At 53.9% G+C, this 18,730-nt stretch carries 25 protein-coding genes; 2 read left to right on the top strand and 23 right to left on the bottom strand.

Annotated features, from left to right (window positions below; translation table 11 throughout):
• Positions 1-135: 135 nt before the first annotated feature.
• Entirely contained in the window at positions 136-600 is a 465-nt protein-coding gene (locus ACYVJT_RS08195; protein WP_499418290.1) for a transposase, read from the bottom strand.
• A gap of 54 nt (positions 601-654) precedes the next feature.
• Complete coding sequence (locus ACYVJT_RS08190; protein WP_343956378.1) at positions 655-1,320, bottom strand: peptidoglycan-binding domain-containing protein; 666 nt, start codon at positions 1,318-1,320, stop codon at positions 655-657.
• 265 nt (positions 1,321-1,585) lie between these two features.
• Here ACYVJT_RS08190 and ACYVJT_RS08185 point away from each other — a divergent pair, with 265 nt between their 5' ends.
• Together ACYVJT_RS08185 and ACYVJT_RS08180 are read left to right on the top strand one after the other, a co-directional pair.
• The gene (locus tag ACYVJT_RS08185; RefSeq protein WP_343956379.1) at positions 1,586-1,777 is read left to right on the top strand and encodes a hypothetical protein; all 192 of its coding nucleotides are present in this window, start codon (positions 1,586-1,588) and stop codon (positions 1,775-1,777) included.
• Positions 1,778-2,251: 474 nt separating this feature from the next.
• Positions 2,252-2,503, top strand: a complete 252-nt coding sequence (locus ACYVJT_RS08180) for a type II toxin-antitoxin system Phd/YefM family antitoxin (RefSeq protein WP_343956380.1) — start codon at positions 2,252-2,254, stop codon at positions 2,501-2,503.
• 29 nt (positions 2,504-2,532) lie between these two features.
• Here ACYVJT_RS08180 and ACYVJT_RS08175 read toward each other — a convergent pair whose 3' ends face one another.
• The 21 genes from ACYVJT_RS08175 to ACYVJT_RS08075 all read right to left on the bottom strand — a co-directional run bounded on the left by ACYVJT_RS08175 (position 2,533) and on the right by ACYVJT_RS08075 (position 18,714).
• Positions 2,533-3,249, bottom strand: coding sequence for a hypothetical protein (locus ACYVJT_RS08175; RefSeq protein WP_343956381.1), 717 nt, complete (start codon positions 3,247-3,249; stop codon positions 2,533-2,535).
• A gap of 96 nt (positions 3,250-3,345) precedes the next feature.
• Positions 3,346-4,368, bottom strand: a complete 1,023-nt coding sequence (locus tag ACYVJT_RS08170; protein WP_343956382.1) for a hypothetical protein — start codon at positions 4,366-4,368, stop codon at positions 3,346-3,348.
• A gap of 32 nt (positions 4,369-4,400) precedes the next feature.
• Positions 4,401-4,628 (bottom strand): hypothetical protein, encoded by a 228-nt coding sequence (locus ACYVJT_RS08165; RefSeq protein WP_343956383.1) that lies wholly within the window; start codon positions 4,626-4,628, stop codon positions 4,401-4,403.
• A gap of 156 nt (positions 4,629-4,784) precedes the next feature.
• Entirely contained in the window at positions 4,785-7,028 is a 2,244-nt protein-coding gene (locus tag ACYVJT_RS08160) for an ATP-binding protein (RefSeq protein WP_343956384.1), read from the bottom strand.
• 151 nt (positions 7,029-7,179) lie between these two features.
• The gene (locus ACYVJT_RS08155) at positions 7,180-7,680 is read right to left on the bottom strand and encodes a hypothetical protein (RefSeq protein WP_343956385.1); all 501 of its coding nucleotides are present in this window, start codon (positions 7,678-7,680) and stop codon (positions 7,180-7,182) included.
• 5 nt (positions 7,681-7,685) lie between these two features.
• The gene (locus ACYVJT_RS08150) at positions 7,686-8,642 is read right to left on the bottom strand and encodes a hypothetical protein (protein ID WP_343956386.1); all 957 of its coding nucleotides are present in this window, start codon (positions 8,640-8,642) and stop codon (positions 7,686-7,688) included.
• Positions 8,643-9,086: 444 nt separating this feature from the next.
• Entirely contained in the window at positions 9,087-9,590 is a 504-nt protein-coding gene (locus ACYVJT_RS08145) for a hypothetical protein (RefSeq protein ID WP_343956387.1), read from the bottom strand.
• 266 nt (positions 9,591-9,856) lie between these two features.
• A complete protein-coding gene (locus ACYVJT_RS08140; RefSeq protein WP_343956388.1) occupies positions 9,857-10,354 on the bottom strand; it encodes a hypothetical protein in 498 nt (165 codons plus the stop codon).
• A gap of 202 nt (positions 10,355-10,556) precedes the next feature.
• Complete coding sequence (locus tag ACYVJT_RS08135) at positions 10,557-10,730, bottom strand: hypothetical protein (protein WP_343956389.1); 174 nt, start codon at positions 10,728-10,730, stop codon at positions 10,557-10,559.
• Between the two features lie 4 nt (positions 10,731-10,734).
• The gene (locus ACYVJT_RS08130) at positions 10,735-10,968 is read right to left on the bottom strand and encodes a hypothetical protein (RefSeq protein ID WP_343956390.1); all 234 of its coding nucleotides are present in this window, start codon (positions 10,966-10,968) and stop codon (positions 10,735-10,737) included.
• Between the two features lie 28 nt (positions 10,969-10,996).
• Entirely contained in the window at positions 10,997-11,416 is a 420-nt protein-coding gene (locus ACYVJT_RS08125) for a hypothetical protein (protein ID WP_343956391.1), read from the bottom strand.
• 61 nt (positions 11,417-11,477) lie between these two features.
• Positions 11,478-12,017 carry a hypothetical protein gene (locus tag ACYVJT_RS08120; RefSeq protein WP_343956392.1) on the bottom strand — a complete coding sequence of 180 codons (540 nt, stop codon included), beginning with the start codon at positions 12,015-12,017 and terminating at the stop codon, positions 11,478-11,480.
• A gap of 58 nt (positions 12,018-12,075) precedes the next feature.
• Positions 12,076-12,552 carry a hypothetical protein gene (locus ACYVJT_RS08115; RefSeq protein WP_343956393.1) on the bottom strand — a complete coding sequence of 159 codons (477 nt, stop codon included), beginning with the start codon at positions 12,550-12,552 and terminating at the stop codon, positions 12,076-12,078.
• A gap of 54 nt (positions 12,553-12,606) precedes the next feature.
• A complete protein-coding gene (locus ACYVJT_RS08110; RefSeq protein ID WP_343956394.1) occupies positions 12,607-13,110 on the bottom strand; it encodes a hypothetical protein in 504 nt (167 codons plus the stop codon).
• Between the two features lie 123 nt (positions 13,111-13,233).
• Positions 13,234-13,608, bottom strand: coding sequence for a hypothetical protein (locus tag ACYVJT_RS08105; protein ID WP_343956395.1), 375 nt, complete (start codon positions 13,606-13,608; stop codon positions 13,234-13,236).
• 257 nt (positions 13,609-13,865) lie between these two features.
• Entirely contained in the window at positions 13,866-14,303 is a 438-nt protein-coding gene (locus tag ACYVJT_RS08100) for a hypothetical protein (protein ID WP_343956396.1), read from the bottom strand.
• A gap of 117 nt (positions 14,304-14,420) precedes the next feature.
• Positions 14,421-14,999 carry an oligoribonuclease gene (orn, locus tag ACYVJT_RS08095; protein WP_343956397.1) on the bottom strand — a complete coding sequence of 193 codons (579 nt, stop codon included), beginning with the start codon at positions 14,997-14,999 and terminating at the stop codon, positions 14,421-14,423.
• 22 nt (positions 15,000-15,021) lie between these two features.
• Positions 15,022-15,354, bottom strand: a complete 333-nt coding sequence (locus tag ACYVJT_RS08090) for a hypothetical protein (protein WP_343956398.1) — start codon at positions 15,352-15,354, stop codon at positions 15,022-15,024.
• Positions 15,355-15,701: 347 nt separating this feature from the next.
• Positions 15,702-16,874, bottom strand: a complete 1,173-nt coding sequence (locus tag ACYVJT_RS08085; RefSeq protein WP_343956399.1) for an AI-2E family transporter — start codon at positions 16,872-16,874, stop codon at positions 15,702-15,704.
• Positions 16,871-17,779 (bottom strand): hypothetical protein, encoded by a 909-nt coding sequence (locus ACYVJT_RS08080; RefSeq protein ID WP_343956400.1) that lies wholly within the window; start codon positions 17,777-17,779, stop codon positions 16,871-16,873. Before ACYVJT_RS08080 ends, ACYVJT_RS08085 begins: the two co-directional genes overlap by 4 nt.
• A 338-nt stretch (positions 17,780-18,117) precedes the next feature.
• Entirely contained in the window at positions 18,118-18,714 is a 597-nt protein-coding gene (locus ACYVJT_RS08075) for a TetR/AcrR family transcriptional regulator (protein ID WP_343956401.1), read from the bottom strand.
• Between the last annotated feature and the right edge of the window lie 16 nt (positions 18,715-18,730).

The raw sequence follows: 18,730 nt of genomic DNA, 5'->3' as shown, positions 1-18,730 counted from the left end.
TCCGCGGTTTCGGGTTGGCGTGCCGGTGATGGGTGGCCCTGGATCGGCCCACCAGCGCACAAGCCATCACGATACCCACCAGTGCAGCCAGCAGATCCACGGTGTGGGCTTGCCAGGTGCGCCACTGGGCCCGGGTCACGGGGTCTGTTTCTTGGAGAGTGCTTCCAAAAACGACACACCTTTTCCCAAAACCTCTAGAGCGGCTTCACGGTCAGCGATGACCTGATCCTTCCGCGTGGATTCTGACTCTAACTTGGCAACTTGCTTCTCCAAGGCAGCGATCCGTTGCTGCTCAGCAGAGCGCTGCCGCGAACCAGATTTCTTTTTCATAGTTCCCAGTGTGCCCGCTTCAATCGCGGCACGCCACTCATTCACATGAGAATCATACAGCCGCTCCCGACGCAACACCGCTCCTTTGGTGCCCTTCGGGGCCGCATCATACTCTTCGACCACCGCGCGTTTAAACTCATTGGTAAAAGTCCTGCGGGCCGCCCGACCAGCACGAGGCGGAGTATCCTGTTCCACGCTCACAGGCAGCGAAGCAATCGGCGGTTGCTGGGCCGTATCGGATCGATCATTGGTCGTCGTTGTCAAGGTCATACTGGGTGCTCCTTTAGTCAGTGCCCCAGCCATCTAACCATCAGTCCGGGTGTCTCACCTCAGTCTGGCAGATAGGGCAGGGCCAAAATTTCCATTTGGGGCTGCAATGCCTAACTCATACTGCAAGGCAACCATAAGGGACTGTTGAACGGATCGGGAGTATATACCATCGCATGGCCCAATATCGAAAGCGGGGCGAGACCAGTAACCACCATTCAGCCAGCGCTGAATAGACCGGATTTTATCAGTGCCCCCGGATATGACTGTATAGGCGTCCATGTTCAATAAGCATTTGAACACTTCGGGAGGTAAAAGAATTGCATTAGGTCCAGAAATGCCATCTGGGAGCCCCATGTTGGTTCTTAAAGCCACAAGGCTTGATGTCGTCCCAGTGTCCCAGGTGCCATAAGTATTACCGCCCCAGTATCCTTTGCAGAATAAGGCGAACTGAATGATGCGGACTATATCTCCATTAGCATCCCACCCTGGATTGATCGCTCCAAGTGATCTAACGCGATCCTCTGTAGAAGGACCAAATGTGGGGACGATATTCGTTATACCAAGCTCTATCTGCAACCCGAGGATCAACGATCTCATAACGGGCCAACCGGTGCGTCCATTCTCAGGTGTCGGCTCATAGCCAGCAAAAGCTCCATAGGTTTGATTGACCCACACCTGGGCGTCAAGCACCTTTTGGTCACCAGAATTGACAACGGTCATGAAATCACCATAATTTCGGGGATAGCCTGCGTTCTCCTCATCATAAACTACCAATGAAATCTACCCGTAACCACCCTAAACAGGCTAACGATTGAAAAAATTTCATAAATATATCTGCGTACCGATTCATATATTCTGAACTACACTAAAACTGGCGTCCCCAAGTCCGTGGAAGCTATCACAATTACATCGCTCCTTGAAATATCGCAACCTAGACAACAGTGACCGGAACGCTGAAAGACGCTGTTTCTCCAAGGAGCGTCTGTTGAAGGTCCACCGTATTGTGATTACTGTGATGGGCGTAATCGCGGCGTTGTCAGTTGCAGGATGCACTGATGAAACATCACCCGACGAAGCCATCAGCATGGTACCCGTACAGGATATTCTTTGCCTTCACCCAGATACTGTTGAGGCAGCCATAAACACACTGGGGCTCGAAGACATCCCCGACCTCTAGGCCGCCTCTTTTGATCCTGAAAACCCGATATCTTCGCCACCATCCCATCGGCAGGTGAATAAATAGAAAAGCAGGAGGTGTTCGCATCTGCTCCACTTCTACCGGCGATGGATCGGGATAGATCGGTTAACGCCCTGCACCGTTTTCCTGAGCCTGATCGGGTCGAAGCGGGAGCGGAGAGAACAAGCAGGTGGCTTGGAGTTATCTCAATAAGAGCAGATCGAAACCACTGTGACACAGGGCGACCTCCTTGTGTTCTTATCCGATAGAGGTAAATATCTGACCGTGCGACTGCACTGATCACATCAGCTTCGGAATGCGTCTTGATGAGGCACTTACCATCGTTGTTGCAATTATTCTTCTAGGCTTGCTGAGAGGAGACCATTGGTCTCGTCGTGCCGAGATAGTGTCAGGTGCCACCATTCTTAGGGGATACCAATGGTAGCTTAGCTGTCTGCCGGACACGGTGAACCCATGGCTAACAATTCGCAGCAGATTTCCATCACCGATCTCCGGGCCAACCTCGGCACCGTCATGCGCCATGCACAGCAGACCGGCCAACGTACCGTGGTCACGCGAAACGGCCAGCCAGTCGCCGCGTTGATCAGGGTTGACGGTCTGACCTATGTTGAGATGCTTCCGCGAGGCCGTGTTGTGTCGGCTCATGTTGACATCGACGGCCCCGACCTCGACCGAATACGTGCTTCGATCCGACAATTCGCGTAGCATATGGACTCGAAACGGCACCAAGAATTTTAGTCTTTTCTCCGTTGTTTCAGCATGTGCTCAACCGCATAGGCATTCATGCGAAATGACCGGCCTCGGGTTGCCAGCGCTTCTTGATGTTGCTGGATGTTGTGATCGACATATTCCACAGCACTTCGCATACTTGCACCCTTGATCATTTCTCGTGGCTTCACGGTGCCGTTTTCTAGACCGCGACGATATCCCTGGTATTCCTCTAGCCGGTGCTCCAGTAATTCTTTGCCGTATCCGTTGACATGATTCAGATAGCCTTCGTCATCCCATAGTTGCGAGTCCCAGATTTCTTCAAACTTTGCCTCGGCAACAGGGTCGATGGGAACATCCTGCTGATACGCTCGTCCCCAGGAGTTCAGTCGAGCCGCATCCTGGGCTGTGCGCTGCCGCCTCGCGCTGGCCTTGGGGTCCTGGTCCACCATCTCATCGAGCCGCGCGCTGTAGGTTGCCATGTTGCCTTTTGTGCGTCGTTTCTCCCCCATGACCTCTCGCCAATTTGATGCGTAGAACGGAAGTTCGCGGTGAGCATCATCGTAACTGAGCCGAATGTCATCATCGGTCGGGGTGTCTCGAAGCTGGTCAAAGGTGGGCTTTTGGGCAGCTGATAGGCCGAGGCTTACATCGGCTTCGGAGTGGTTTTTGGTGGTGTACTTGCCATCGTTGGTGCGGTTGGACTGTTGAGCTTGCTGGGCTGAAGTCAGTGGTGTCGTCATGCACCGGTAGTGTCCGGTGGCCAGTATCCCAGGGGACACCAGTACAGCAGAATGCCCCCGAACCGATGACCGATCCGAGGGCGTGCATAGTGACGATTATTCTGCTGCCTCCTGGGCAATTCGCTGATCCCGTCGAGCTGCAAAGTCCTCAAACACTTGCGGGTGGATATGTATGACCCCGTCGTCTTCGATTTCCAGCCGACCGTGAGTGGTGTCTAGCTTGGGCATCTCTGCAACGAATGATCGTTCCAGCCGCCGGCCAATCACTCGGGTGTTCAGATTGCTGGTGGTGGACTCCAGGTCTTCGGCGTGACCCGCCGCTGCCAAATACGCCTCGGATGCCGGGTCGCGCTGTGAATGGTTGCTCCACGCCTCTAGGTCACCGGCATTATCTGCATAGACACTGTGCAACGCTGCACGAAGTTTCATTTCGTCATCGACGGCCAGATGCACTTTTTCATCGTGAGCACCTTCGTCGTCATAGGTCATCTGTGCGTCGTCGTACAAGGCCCGAATCGCATGGTCGGCAAACTGCTGTTGCTTCTGCTCATCAACCGTTTCGGGATTCGGTAGCTTCTTCAGGTCATGGGCTTGCAGCGCCTGGGCAATGTGATTATTCAAATCGTCGTCGGCGTGGTCGTTGTGTGGCTCGAACTCCTGGTCGATGATCTCGTATGCCTCGTCATCGGTGATTGGTTCATCGAGTGCTTTGACGATCTCGTATGTGACACTGGAACCTACTGCATCGAGCTGCTTAGCCTCGCCACCGTAATACTGGCCCATTGCCTCTTCAATGACATCCTGGCGGTCGCCAAGGTACTGCTGTATGTCTACGGGATCATGGCGGTAGAGTGCCGCATAGTCGGACGGGACGGTTGCCAGCATGTCGCGGCGAAAGGCGACTGATAGTTCGGGCTGCTCACCGTGGCCGTCCAAGTGCGCCGACCTCACACGGTCACCGTACTGTCTTACGTCGAGCCGCCTATTCAGACGCCTATTGTCGGTGGGACTCAGGGCTACCCCAGAGGCTTCCGAGTGATGTTGATGGCCGAACTTGCCGTCAATCTGTCGTGCGTTTTCCAGGCGTTGTGCCGCTGCTGAACTCATCTGCTGTGTCATGCACAGCAAGTGTCCGGGCAGATGGTGTGCGGCTACGCCGATCCGACGACATGTGGCACCAATACCAATGCCAGTGCTGCACCGATGATGGCCGCCATGATGATCGCCAAAACGATCAGCAGTCCTTTGACTCCAGGGGTCATCGAGGTGCCGTAGCTTGTTTCATCAGGTCGAGTGGCAGCAGAGATGGTTAGCGTCACGATCACCGACATGATCAGCGATCCGGCGAGGGCGATGAGAAACGTCATGCTGGACGACATAGTGTGCTCCTGGGGTTCTAGGTGCTGTCCTACCCACCGTGTCCGGCACACCTGTTCTCCAGAACATCCAGGGGACACCAGTTTCGCCCACGATACTTTTGGACAGCAAAACGCCCGATGACCATAATGGCCACCGGGCGGTGAATGCAGTTCGGACTATGCCGTGCGCTGCGTGTTCTCTTCTTCGTCACCGAGCAGTTGGTGGTATGCCTGGGATACGACCATGCCGGAAACCATCTGCAATTTCTCATCTGTACTGCGGTGCGAGTTATCAATCCGGAAGAATGTTTGGGAAGCCTCTGGGCTGACAATGCGTTCACGACGGCTCTTGGTGAGTTCATCAATAGCCATCGCAAGACGCTGTTCAACGGTCAATGTGTGATCGTGCTGAGCCAGGGAGTCCAGCATGTCATCAATCCAGTTCTCCTCGGTGAGTTCATCGGCGACTGCCCGTAGCTCAGTAATAGTGGCCGGTTCTTCGAGGCCGGTGAGTTCTACAACAGTGTCAGTGAGTTCTAACAGCTCCATGATCGTCTGAACTCTGGAGGCTCTGTAGCCGTAGTCGTCGTCGCCTTTGACCTTCACTGCCTCTTGCAAGTCCTCAACTTTTCGTGAGTACATGCCAAAACGCTCTAGCTCGCTGAGCATCACAATCTTTCGTGCGTACTTTTCTGGCAGCGTGGAGGTGGCTGTTTCGTTGAACTCACCGATCACGCTGTCCACATCGACCTCTGGTAGCCCGATACGCTTGACCGCAAGTTCTTTAGATGACTGTGGACTCATCTCGACAACAGCAATGCGCTGCTGTCCAAAGTGGTTTTGCAACAGTTCGCAGTTTTGCTCAAAGGTCAGGAACCGTGAAGTTGGCAGGTGCCGACCGTAGGCCACAACGTACATCGCATCGTAGTGTTCTGCGATGTCTGCTGGGCTGAGTTTCTGATCTCGCGTGTGATATGACCGCCGTTCATACAGGTTGTATGCCACATAGCGAACCGCGGTACTCTTGGCTGGTGGGATGTAGTTTTTTGGCTTGTATTTGCGGAGTTCTTCATCCTGCATCGTGGCAAAGCCGACAGCTTCGATTTTATCAAACAGGTCTTCGTCGGCAACCGTGATCACCATGTAATTGTGTGGCTTTTGATCCATGATCCATGTGCGAACTTTCGGGCTGCGGTGAATGTTTCCCTCTGGGGAGTACACAAACAGCATATGATCTGCGCCGATTTGCTCAGCTTGGATACCGCGGGTGATCGTCTCGCGAGAGATTCCGTAGTAACTTCTTCCGCGCGGTTGTTCACGCTGTTCGCCCGACCATGTGCTGCGGCCACCGTAGCTGTAGGTGACACCGACCAGGCCGTAGGTTTCCTTCACGTCGTCTAGGATTTCCTCAACAAGATCGATGTGTTCACGGATTTCTTTGGTGATGTAATCCACCGATAGCCCACCTTCGTCACCGATGCGCACGTTGCGGTAGGTCTGCCATGGGCTGGTGGACAAGTGCTGTGCGTTGATTGGCTCAGCGTAGTTTTCGGTGATGATTTCGCGTAGACGCTGTGCGTTGGCCGAGGTGTCTTTGATGTCCTCACGGCTCGGGGTGAATGTCAACGATTTGTTTGGTACCTCGATGACCATATTGCCAAGGCTGGCACGTGCCGGAAGAATAACATCGGAGACGACCGACAGTACGGTCTCTGGGACACGGAAGTTTGCACCAGCCATGACCACTCGGCTGGATTTCATCAGACTAGTTTCGTCATAACCCATCCGGTGCATCACGGCAGGATTGTCGCCTCGTGGGTCTACAACGACTTCACCATTGACTCTGACGCGAGAACCCATATATAGCAGTGCGCGTTGTGCTGCGGTCTCCCAGTCACGCTGTGGGTCTACCGGGATGGTGACGGTCGTGCCGTTCGGCTTTCCGGTCTCTTCGACATTCTCGCCGACAACTTGTGGGCCAACCCCTTCAAACCAGGTGTAGTTGAACGAGGTGGTGATACCGTTCTGGGTTGTTTCCAGCAGAATCATGGTGGAGGCAGCGAACCCAGATTTTGCACCAGCGCCGATGGCACCGATAAAGTCAGGGTCGTCATTTTTTGAGGAATTTCCATACGATGCCCAGCGCACTTTGGCCTGTTCAGGGCTCATGCCGGTACCGAAATCTTGGATGATTAGGTTGTGCTCAAAAGCGTCTGGCAGCGTGACCTCTACATGCGCATCGGAGCCAGACTGTTTGGTCGCATCAACGCCGTTGGCTGCATATTCGCGGATTACTGCTTCGTCGATGTGGCGGTAGAGGCCTGATAAGACTTCTGCGGTAACTGCGTGCAGTCCGTCAGCTACTGGCGGGGCTTCTGCTTGCAAAGTGGTCGTGTTGATGGTCTGATCTGCGATGCTCATAATGTTTTCCTTTTCGATCTTCACTCTGTGGGGTCTATCTTCACTGTGTCCGGCACCCATCGGGGATCGAATTTTTATGGCAAAAACGCCTATGGCACCGACGATGGGATCACCACCACCGATGCCATAGGTGCATTATGTGAGCGTTGGGTTATTCGGTTGTCTCGATGACTTTGAACGGTGCCACTGCCGTCCAACTAGCCCCTGCTAACGCTGTGATGCTGCCGGTAAACAGGCTAATCACATCAGCATGAGCACCTTGAAATGAGGCCACGATGCCGACGATTCCCATGAACAGCATCAGCAGCCCGACCATCGCCACCACGCCGATCAGCGCCTTATCCATCAGGTTCATCTTGGCTTTCGCAGCACCGCGCTTGGCACGCCGGGACGTAGCGAGACGTGTACCCGCGGCTGGCTCAACAGCGTTCTGAGATCGTGTGGCTGGCTGCGGTGATGGCTCTACACCGGGTGACTGTGCCCGACGTGACGTGGGCGGTGACAGTGGCTGTGCACGTTTTCCGCTACGACGTTGCGGTACTACATCGAGTTCGCCGGTTCGCACTGCTTTGACGTACTCAGCGTTGCGCTTTTCACGACGGGTGGTCAATGGCGGGAGCTTCGGCTGCACTGGGCGCTCGGTCGGGTTCATGATGCTCATCCGTACCACTGGCGAAATTCGCCATCCACGTTGTCGTAGTCATCTTCGTCAAAGAAATCGTCATCATCTTCGTCGTAAAAATAGTCTTCGTCATCATCAAGATCGAACGCGGTGTGAGCTTGCAGTGTGTGCTCTTTTTCCGCTTTGGCTGGCTCGATGTCGGTGATGTAATACTGGTGCACGCGCATCTTCTGGCCGTCACAGTCTTTTGGCACCATGACAACTGCCGATGGGTCTACCAGCACAGTGAGTAGGCGGCTAAGGTAGTTTTCAGCATAGGCTTTGGTACCAACGTGCAGACCAACGGAGCACCCGTTATTTGGGTCTGGGTCAATTTCAGCACGTGGGAACTCCACCCATGTACCTGGGGCGTTGGGTAGTCGGTCGTGCTCGATGAACTGGGTGTCGATCAGACCATCAGCGCCTTGGGAGTGAATAATACCCTTCCCGCTGTGCCCAGAAGTGCCCTCAACGGTAACGCCCTTGTAGCCAACGATCAGGCCATCCTGGGTGAGTGTGAGATGTCGGTCTGAAATCCAGCGGTACAGTGCACGACGGGAATCAGCAGACGGGTTGTTTGCCAGTTTGAGCATGAAGTGTGCAAGGGATCGCCAGTCGTTATCTCCGGATTTCAGACGATCCAACATCAGACGGGTGATAGTTTTGTCTACCACGTCGCCGTCAAAGCGCAGCCTGCCATTGAAGTAGGCAAACCGCGGGGAGACTTCGCGTAATGCGGTGTTAATGATTTTGGCTGGTGAGTGGACTTCATCGATGATGCCGATAGCTTCGTCTGCATCTGTCTCGCCGTTGACCCAATGCTTGATCGCATCGAGGGCTTGGGCTTGACCGGGATGGGCTGGTCCAAAAATAAGGTGCTGTCGTTTTGCGGTGACGACAAGGGTTTTCTGTCCTGCTGAGTTCTCAGTCTGGTTGTACTCGATCACTGACATGTGTGCTGTCCTATCGTTGTTTCAAGTTGATGGGTCTGCGTTGAAATGCAAGGTCGCGTTGCCCTGTATCTTCACTGTGTCCGGCATTGTTTTTGCCGAAATACGCCGGCAGAACCGCTCAAAAGGTTGCCTATACAGTCAGTGTCCGGCAGAGGGTATTCGAGGGGACACCAGTGTTTTGTGCAAGTAAATGCCCCGCTCAGCGTCGTCCCGGTTATGTGTTTGGGGTGAATAGTAAGCTGAGCGGGGTATGGGGTGGTGCACAGGTTTGCTGGCTTGCAGGTAACTCTCCACTGAGCGCTCGAAACTTATCAAAACAAGCGTTCAGCTTCATGGAGCCCTTACCGGGAGAATATACCGGCTTGACTCACCAGCTCACCGGCGTGCACCGATCCTCACCGAGTCGCGGAAACACAGGCTTCTCGGCAAGAAAACTATATGGAATTACAATGCGACCGCGCCGATGTCTCGGGCGATCTTTTCTTGTTGCTTTTCGACTTCGGATCGATAGTCTTCACGGATTTCGTCGGGCTGATCCTGCTGCCGGTTTTGTTTTTTCAGCAGCCGTTCAACGGGGCCTTGCAGGACACCTTCGGCTGCATCGAGGCGGTTCACGTCGATGACGGCTTGGACGGTGACGACCATGTATTCGGCTTGTTCGGCGTCATCGGTGGGGTCAAGCGTCGCGTCGTCGGTTGTGGCATACGAGTTGACCGTGACCGTGCGATAAGAGGGGTTGTCGTGAGCATACGGGCTGAAGGAGCCGTTGGATGCCAGGTCTAAGATCGCTCGGACTTCGTGATAGTCAACGTCGTGGACTGCGCCCTGATGGTGTGCCGGCAGAACGGTTGTGCTGGCACCTTTGATGCCGCGGCGCGACATTTCCATTTGAGCATCAAGTCGTGCCGACTGGGTGGCGCTGTGATCGCGGTAGTCGTGTGCTGCCATGAAGTCCTTCACTGTTGCGGCTTGTTCACATCATGTTGGCCGATGCGGTGGCAGGGTGCTCTCGGCGTGCACAAAGGCAATAGGTTGAAACCCTTGGCCGCGTCATGGAGTCCTTTCCGATTGAGAAACGGTTGACCACCGCATCAGCCTGACCCTGGCACCAGACGGTAACTGCACTATCTGGCGCCTGTACCGAACAGCGGGTGTGCCATCTACTGCTCGGACAATGTTGAACTTGTGTTCTGCTTAGACAGTGTCCGGCACGCTCACTCTTCCAATCCGAGGTCTTCGTCTAAAGCGTCGAGTTCGGCTTGGAGCTTGGCGCGACGGTCCAGTTTGGTCTGGCGCTGGCGTTCGGCATCTCGTTGGTCGGCCTTGGTGCCTATGATTTGGTAGACATCCTTGAAGATTTGCTCATGTTTTGCGCCAAGCATGTCTAAGTTGATAACCGCGGAGGCGGTGACCACCATGTAGTGGGCATTGTCTGGGTTTTCGGTGCCGTTGAGCACACCTTTGCGTTCACCGTAGAGGTTGACGGTGGTGGTGCGAATTGCGGGGCTTGGACTGGTTGTGTAATGGTCGTAGCTGATGTCGCCGAGCAACTGCATAACGGTCGTGTTGGCGATGTCCTTGACCTGACCGCTGCTATCGGGCTGCACCATGATTGGGGTGGAGTCATCATAGCCGTGGTACGCCTGTTCGATGATCTTGCCGATACCGTCAAAGCTGGTCCTGTATGGGGGATAAAATTCTTCTGCTTGCATCTGTTTGAACTCTCTATGCGGAGGTCGTTTTATGGTCTACTCAGGCTGTGTCCGGCACGACATAAACTTTGCTTATGAATCCGGTGTCCCAGGTTGGCGACGTTCTGGGCAGTGCTCACCGCGCTGGTGGGTTGGCATACCTCCGCTGCGCCAGTGACGGTATCGGCAATGTTCGGCAAAACACCAGGTGCCATCGTTGATCTCAGGGGTCCTCTTGGCCACATTCGTGCTCGATGATATGTCTGATGGTGGCAGCCATATCTCGCACATCTGCAGAATAGGCTGAGTTATCACCACTGTTGCGCTCCATATCGGCGACACTGGCTTTGATAGCTTGCAGTGCACTTGCCGCCCGATCACCATTAGTTATCGGCATCTTCTTAAACCTCCCAGAAATAGTGCTCACACGGTTCCCGGTCACCTTCCAGGCCGGGGGCGTCTTGTCCGTAGTGGGGGTGTCGGACGGTCTGGAGACGTTGATTGTCGCGGCCCCAGGTGGTTTCGACTCGTGGGTCGCCGTACACTCCGTATGCGTCGGTCAAAGTGGTTTCGATACACCATTGGGTGTGACCGCCAAGCAGTTCGTCGGCCTCGGGGCAGGGTATTTTTCTCATGCCTTCAATGTGTCCGGCATTGAGGCGTCTAGTGATTGGCGCCCCCTGGTTGATAGGGGTCTTCGATACCTGGATAGAGGAATCGTGGGTCGGTGGTAGGTTGCAGCCCCGTTGCTTCTGCGATGGCTGACCATGCCCAGTATTCTGCTCTGGCCGCAGATGCCACCTGCTCTACCTGTCGCTTTGCCTCGTTTTCGATAGCCTTTGCGATGCGTGTCGCGATCAAGGATTCTGGCACTTCGGTGGCAACTGTCATCGACAAGCCAGGCTGACCTGCTGCCAGTTCATTGGCGTGCTGCTTGATCAGTCGTGTGAGGTCGCCGATAAGTAGCCGTGCAATGTCTTCTACCTGCTGTTGCGCTGCTTCGTCGTGCAGCCATGATCGCAAAGCTTTGGGGTTGCGCCGTGCACGAAGTCGAGGTTCGGTTGTTGGTATCTCATAATCCATTTGTTGGAACTCTCTATGCGGGGGTCGTTGTGTGCTCTACCCAGACTGTGTCCGGCACGACCTATGGCTGGCGTTCCAAGTCTTCGTACAGGGCATCCATCTGCTGTTGGAGTTCGGCCATTTCGTTAAAAATCTCCTGGCGGCGGTAGTTTCTTTTGCCACGCCAGCGGTCGTATTGAACAACGATAAAGATGACCCCTAGGCGATAATCATCCTGCTTGGCGAAGTCTTCACTGACCTGTTGCTTAATTTGATCTATCGCCTGCGCCATGCTGAGAGTGGCTGGCTCTGACACGTTCCTGTGATCAAGGTGCACGAGAACATTCAGCGGCCATGCCTCGCCACGTTTTGGTGGGCGCCAGGGGGCAATGAATTCCAAAGAGTCCACTTTAACGTTTTCTGCATTTTCTGTGGCATCGACTTCGATGAACGAATCGTCAAGACCTGCGTAGACGACCATGAAGCCAAGCTCATCCCGAATCTCTCTACGAGTCAGTCCAGCGGTCACGCTGTAGTCCAGGGGCAGGGTGTCAGAGCCCCTTGCTACGATATTTTCGCCAATACGCATGGCCGCTTGGACGGAGAAGTGTGGTGATCCCATGTTGGCTCCCCTGTGGGTGGTGAGTTTTTGCGTTCTACTATCAGCGTGTCCGGCAGGGCTATGAGTTGTGTGCTTCCATGTTCAGCTCCCGCTGCTGTTCGATTTCCTCATCGAGTGCAGCACGTTGTTCTTCAAGCTTTTTTAGTCGAGGAAACGAAAGAATCTGGTCGATCAGGTCTTGGACTTCATCGGTGTGGTCGTCATTGTCGAGATCGACGACCAACTGCTGCGTGATGACCACATATCTGGCCTCATCGATGTCTTCTACGACGTCTTTTAGCGGTTCAAGCCCTTTGCGCCCCTCTGCGTAGAGGTGTGCTGTAGCGACTTGGTTGACGGTCTCCATAGCCATGTTGCTGGCGTCGATTTCATCGTGCAGTCGCATCACCGCAGGTTTTGGAACACCATCCATCTGACCACGGTCATCGACATGGAACAGTGGCACTTTGCCGATGCCCTCTGATCCCTTATCAGTTGCCTGATGCAAGAGGTCCTGGGCATCACGATCTTCAATGTGCATAATGAGCGATGGCATGAAACACTCCTAAAACGTGTTGACGATGTTCTGTTGCTACTGTGTCCGGCAGGGCTATGTACGTTGCGATTTACTTTCATTCCATGCGGCTACAATCTCTGCTCGGGTGGGGGCTCGGCCAATCTTCACGGCAAGTTCGCGTCGAATATCATCGAGTGCACTGCCTCGGGCGACTGGTGGGGGTGGTGTGTTGGCGGTGACGCTATGGGACTGGTTCGTATTTGAGCACTCCAACCGCACCTGTTCTAAAACTGCATGTTCAAATGAGCCGATGTATTCCGCTTTTTCAGGGTGATTCTGGCAATCTGTAACGATTTTGATGATCATTTTCCGGGTGATGTGATCAATCGTTTTGGCATCAACACTGCCGGGCTGCTCACTGATGGCTAAGCGTGCCTTGCGGCAGACGGCATTGATCCATGGTGAGAAGACTTCAAACCAGGTATCGGTAGCCTCGGGACGCAGTGCTGAGCGCAGGGCGATGATGTCACGGAGGCCGGCAAGTGGGTCAAAGTGATTGAACGTTGTGTTCTGCGATGTGCTGTCTGAATGTGTCATAGCCATGCAGTGTCCGGCAGACGTGTAGGCTCTGGACATGTATAAAAACTTGTGCATTTTTTACACGTTCAACTGATGTGTCAAAACAATATACATGTGCATGATGGCATCGGCCTGTTGAGGCTATTTTCGCATGATCGATACAAGTGGCATGAAAATAGCAGCTGAAACAATTGCAATGACAAATAGCGTGTTCCTTGCGGTCTCGTCGCCATAAGATTCCTGAATGCCACCGATGAGATGAGCCATGGCGCCAATCATCCCAACACAAAACAGCACAAGGCCAAAGATTATGAGCAGCCGACGATATAGAATCCTCCCCTGAGCTCTTCGGTCTGCATCTTCCCCATATTTTTCAATATCCTCTTCTGATACGCCGACTGGCTTTGCGACGTTGAGAAAAGTGATGCTAATACTGAGCACCAGCCCTAACCCAGCGATGATCAGAAACTTCGTTGTTGTCATGGCATGGATGTCCATGAATTCTGCAATATCCACCCTGAATGACTCCGTTTTCATGCAGTCCTGTGAGGGGCTTTAGCTCCACCCCACCCCAACTGATGTGCACTGTATATCACTACAGTGTCCGGCAGTGCAACACCTGGAGACTGGTGTCCCCAGGTGTTGCACTCTAGAAACAACAAAGCCACAGAGGACATCATGTGGCTGGATGTGTTTGGTGCTAATCCTAAATGCCCCGACCTTGAAAGACTTTGCTCAGACGCCCTCGCACCGCTGATTTGAAACGCATAGCCTTATCCCATGCCGATGGTTGATCTACCTGGTGCGGTGCCAACTGCTGGGGTTCCGCACTGCTCAAACTCAACCCCGTCGACTTCAGCGTCAGTCTTAGCGTGTTGCAGTGCGGCAATCAGCACCTCAATATCTTCGATATCAAATGGCATCGCCCCGTAGCCCGGGATGGTGAGCGTGACGGTGTTCGCACTATGGCTGACATGCAGCGTGTCGCCCTCACGGTCCTCGACAGCCCAGGGAATAGGTGGGTCCAGACGTTTGATGTCACCAACGACGTTTTCCGGGTAGACCTTGGTTCGGTTCGCAAGGATCAAATGGGTCTCGTGCACCTGATCAACCAGGCGGTTCTTCCAGTATCGACCTTTGACACCAGGTTGCTTGTGGAAATACCCGATGGTGTCACCGGGGCGGACTTGTTCAAATGCAATGATGGTCATAGCCGGTCAGTGTCCGGCATACACAAGCGCCAGGCAGATCATCGGTGCCTGCCTGGCGCTTGTGTCGTGCTTACCCTCGAAAACGGAGACCGCTATCCGCGTAGCTCCGCCACTAGATTAGCCGGCCTGTGGTGCTAATGCACCGTTGATGCCTTGGCGAATGTGTTTGGCCACGGCGATAGAGCGTCGCAAGTCAGAGACTGCACGGTGGTCAGAGGGCATGGTGTCATCTGGATTCAGACTTTCCAAGCTGGTGGATCGGGTGACGAACTGATCCAGGCTGGTGACGTCGATGCTGCGATAGTGCAGTGCTGCTAGCAGGGCTGGGGTGTGATGAGCCGTCCACACTCGGTCAAAAGTGATGGAGTTACCGGCCAGCATGGGTTTGAATTCGGTGCCGCAGTGACAGTGAATGTAGTTCACCGCATCGAATTCAACTTGGACCAGTGGAGCGCCTTCACCGTCATCAATGGCTGCAATAAGGCCATTGACAGTGTGCATATCGGTCACAAAATCGTTCATAACAGTCTTCCACTGGGCGGTGGCTGGTCGAACGATTTGGGAGAACGGTTCTGCGATTTCGTTGAGCTCGTTATCCGTGATGATGATAGCAATCTCTAGCAAGTGTCCGTTTGTTTCATCAAGGCCGGTGGTTTCGGTGTCAAGCCAGGCAATACGATCTGGGTGAGCTGACATAAGCGGATTCTCCTGACAGAAGTTAGTCGAGCACAGTGATGCGTGCGGATTTTGCTGGGTCGAATATGACGTTTTCAGCATGGGCGATTAACTGCGCGTAATTGTAAGCTTCTTGGGTTTGTGAGGCTTCAAAAACGGCAGCTGTGCCGGTGTAGTGCTGGGTTGTCCAGACCTCCACTGCAACTTCGTCATCAAATGAAGTGACGACATAATGCGGTGGACAGCCCACGTCGACAAGCTTGTGGGCATCTTCGTTTTTGGGCTTGACCAAGCGACCGCCATCACGGTAAATGTCGGTGGTCTCACCGAGTTCGGGTTCAATAATCCTGTATTTTGGCTTCATGGTCTTGGTCATACTCTGTCAGTGTCCGGCACCAGGCTAGCCGAAAGGGACACCAGAATCCTCGACGCCACGCAGCGATCAGTGCCGAGCCAGTGACGTTGGATCAGGGCTTTTCCCTTCATCATGTACCGGCTGTACTAGCTTCAGTTGGTCTTGCGCAAGGTCACCTCCACCTCTTGACTTCCTCCCCACGGATAAATCCGGGGGATTTCTCGGGGGTCTACCGGGTAATTGGGCGTCCTTTTTCTGCTGACGCTTCGACTTTGCTAGCACTTGTTCAGCGCGCTGCCGGAAGCGTTGCTCATCACCGCTTTGGTCGAGAATGGCTTGTCGCTCAGCAAAGGCTTGATCAACAGTCATCAAGCGGACGGATACTGGGGCTTGGTTTGTATAGGCCATGTATCAGCAGTGCCCGGCGCTACTTTGGCGGTCAGGTGACGCACGAATTCGTTGGCGAATGCCATCAGCGGGACTGCAAAGATGGCGCCCACAAAGCCACCCACAGCCACACCGGCGGCCACGGCGAGGAATACTGCCAGCGGATGCAGATTGACCGCCCTGCCCATCACCAGAGGCTGCATGACGTTGGATTCCACCTGTTGGACGACCAGGACGACTGCAAGCATAGCCAAGGCGATACCCCATCCGTTGGCCACCAAAGCCAGCAGCACGGCTATCGCCCCAGTGAGTACCGCGCCAACAATCGGGATGAATGACCCGAGAAAAACCAGTACACCTAATGGTAGTGCTAAAGGAACATCCAGAAGCCAGGCCCCCAGTCCGATGCCAACAGCATCGATGAACGCCACCAGGATTTGCACTCTGGTATACGCGCCGAGTGATCTCCACCCGGCGTGCCCCGCTCCGTACACAGGGCGACGATATCCCGATGGTACAAACCGCAAGAGGAATTGCCATATCTTTGGGCCGTCTTTCAAAAAGAAGATGGTGGCAAACAGTGTGGTGGCTACCCCGGCAATGATGTTGGCAGCTCCTGAACCAAAGCCGATAGCCCCTGTGACGATGGTTCCAGAGTGAGTCTGCATTGCAGCACCCAGACTTTGCATCAACTCTTCATGGGTGGCAGCTCCGGCTGGCATCCCCCACTCCACAAGCAAGCCCAGAAGGCGGTCCACGCCAGCCTCTATAGATGATCTCATGGAGGAAAAGCCAGAGGCCAACTGTTGGCCAGTCAGCACTGCCAGCCCGATGACACCGGCCACTAACGTCACAGTGACCAACAGCGCCGAGAGGATGGACGGTATTCTGAACTTGCTGTGTAGAAACTGGTGTCCCGGCGATAGCAGTGTAGACATCATGGCGGCGATGAACAAGGGGACCACCAGAATCCAGATGTAGGACAGCAGCCAGACCAACACCGCGGCGCAGCCTATGATAATCAGCAAACGCCACGACCACCCGGCAGCGGTCATGACACCCTGAGGAATGGCTGCTGTCCTGTTGTGCTCTGAGCGGTCATCGGGCCGTAGTAGCAGCGGCGTAGCGCCATCTGGAAGCGGGGCTGCGGTCACTGGTAAAACACCGAATTCCCCTCGGCGTCGTTTGAACGGTCAGTCATGAGTTCTTCTACGTGGTCCCGGAGACGGCGCGCTTGTTCAGGGTCAAAACCATCTGAGTTAAAAATATCTTCTTCATGAAAGTCACCCTCTGCATCTCGGATGCTGACCGAGTGCTGCACGTGAACTGATGCGCCATCACCGTGCTCGGTTTCTTCGACAACTTGTTCTACATAGATGTGATCGCTGTACTCATCGTTGCCGCCCTCAGTGAATTCAGCACAGCGGATGGTCTTTTCCACCGCATTACCGTGTTCGTCTTCGGTCAGCAGGGTGTTTTGATCAGTGGTAGTCAGATGTGCTGGCCAGTGCAGTTGGTCTTGCATGTCGCTGAAAAAGGCCGCGGACTGCTGCTGATCTGATGGGCGACCTAGGAATTGTTGTAGGTGGCTGCGTGCTTCGTGAAAGCTCAGCGGTGACGCATCGTTGCGCTTTGATACCAGGTTTGGTGTGCTATTGCGCTGATGCAGGATAACTCCCTGGCTGAACGCCGACATACTGTGCTCTGCTGCAAGGTCTTTGGCTAGCGTGAACTGGCGCACTACTGCCATGCCATCATCAGGGTCGTCACTGAGACGAAATTCTACAGAGCGAATCGCTGTCTCTGATGGTAATCCAGCATCCACGAGAAACGATGGGTCAGCTTGACGTTCGTGGGTGCGGATACGTTCTTGTGGCCACTGGAGGCGAGAGGGCAGGTCATCAAGGAATTGTTTGCCAGCCAGCTCGTGAGGCTCAAAATAGGGACGGCTCAAGTCAAGTCCGACGTCTGCTTCGGAATGGGTCTTAGTGGCATACTTGCCATCGTTGGTGCGGTTGTTCTGCTGTGCTTGCTGAGCTGAAGATAGTGGTTGAGTCATACAGAGCTAGTATCCGGAGCAAGACTCACAGGCCGCAACACTGTAGGCAAAGTGTCAGTTGCCAAGCGCCTCGATAAGTTGTTTTCCGGCGGATTTATGAGATTCTGGGCTCCGAAATTCAGCGCTATGGACATCAGCGTTTTTTGTCTAGAAAGACGCTCCTGTCGAATATCAAGCAGCTGATGCTGGGACCATGGAGTGGAACAGCTTATTCGTGAAAGAGCTGTATTTGGTGAGTATATTCGGGAATGGTTCGCCAAGGCCATGATCAGCGATCTAGTCTATGTTGGTGACCGTGAGCAATATTCAAGCCTATAGCTTCGGTATCAGAGGGAAGCTCAGGGGTGTGCTTTAATGCCGATAAGAGTCAGAACTGTTTCAACAGTTTGTTGAGCAAGTTTGTCGTTCAAAGGAGCACCAACTGGGATGAATGCCCTAGCAAGGACCGGACCGAGCAATAAATCACAAATGAAGTCAATATCAACGGCATCTGCATCGATCTCATTTCGCTCATCCGCTGCATTCATTATTCTTGCTATATTTTCTCTCCGAGGCCTGATGAACTGAGTCTCATAAAGCGAGCCGAGGCATGGGTCATTACGTATCGCTTCGAGTAGGCCAGGGAAGTTCTTACCCAGGATAGGGTCTGAAAACATTGCGATCTCCTCACGTTGCAAGGTAAGAAGATCTTGATAAAGTGAACCGGTATCTACTGGTGTCCCGATCCCAAATTTTTTTTTGATTATTTCTAACGCGAGGTGCGCCACGCTGGTGAAGCGGCGATAAAATGTAGGACGTGTAGTACCAACTTCGGTCACGAGACCATCTACTTTTAGTGCAGAGAATCCTTCATCCGCCATGATCCGTTCGCCAGCATGAATGATTGCTTCTGTAATGCCACCGCTTAATGGCCTTCCACTTCTGTTACTTACCACTCTGTAATTTTACCAC

The sequence above is a fragment of the Yaniella soli genome (assembly GCF_054782375.1).
The sequence above is the reverse complement of the archived record's forward strand: the minus strand, read 5'-3'. Positions and strand labels throughout refer to the sequence as shown.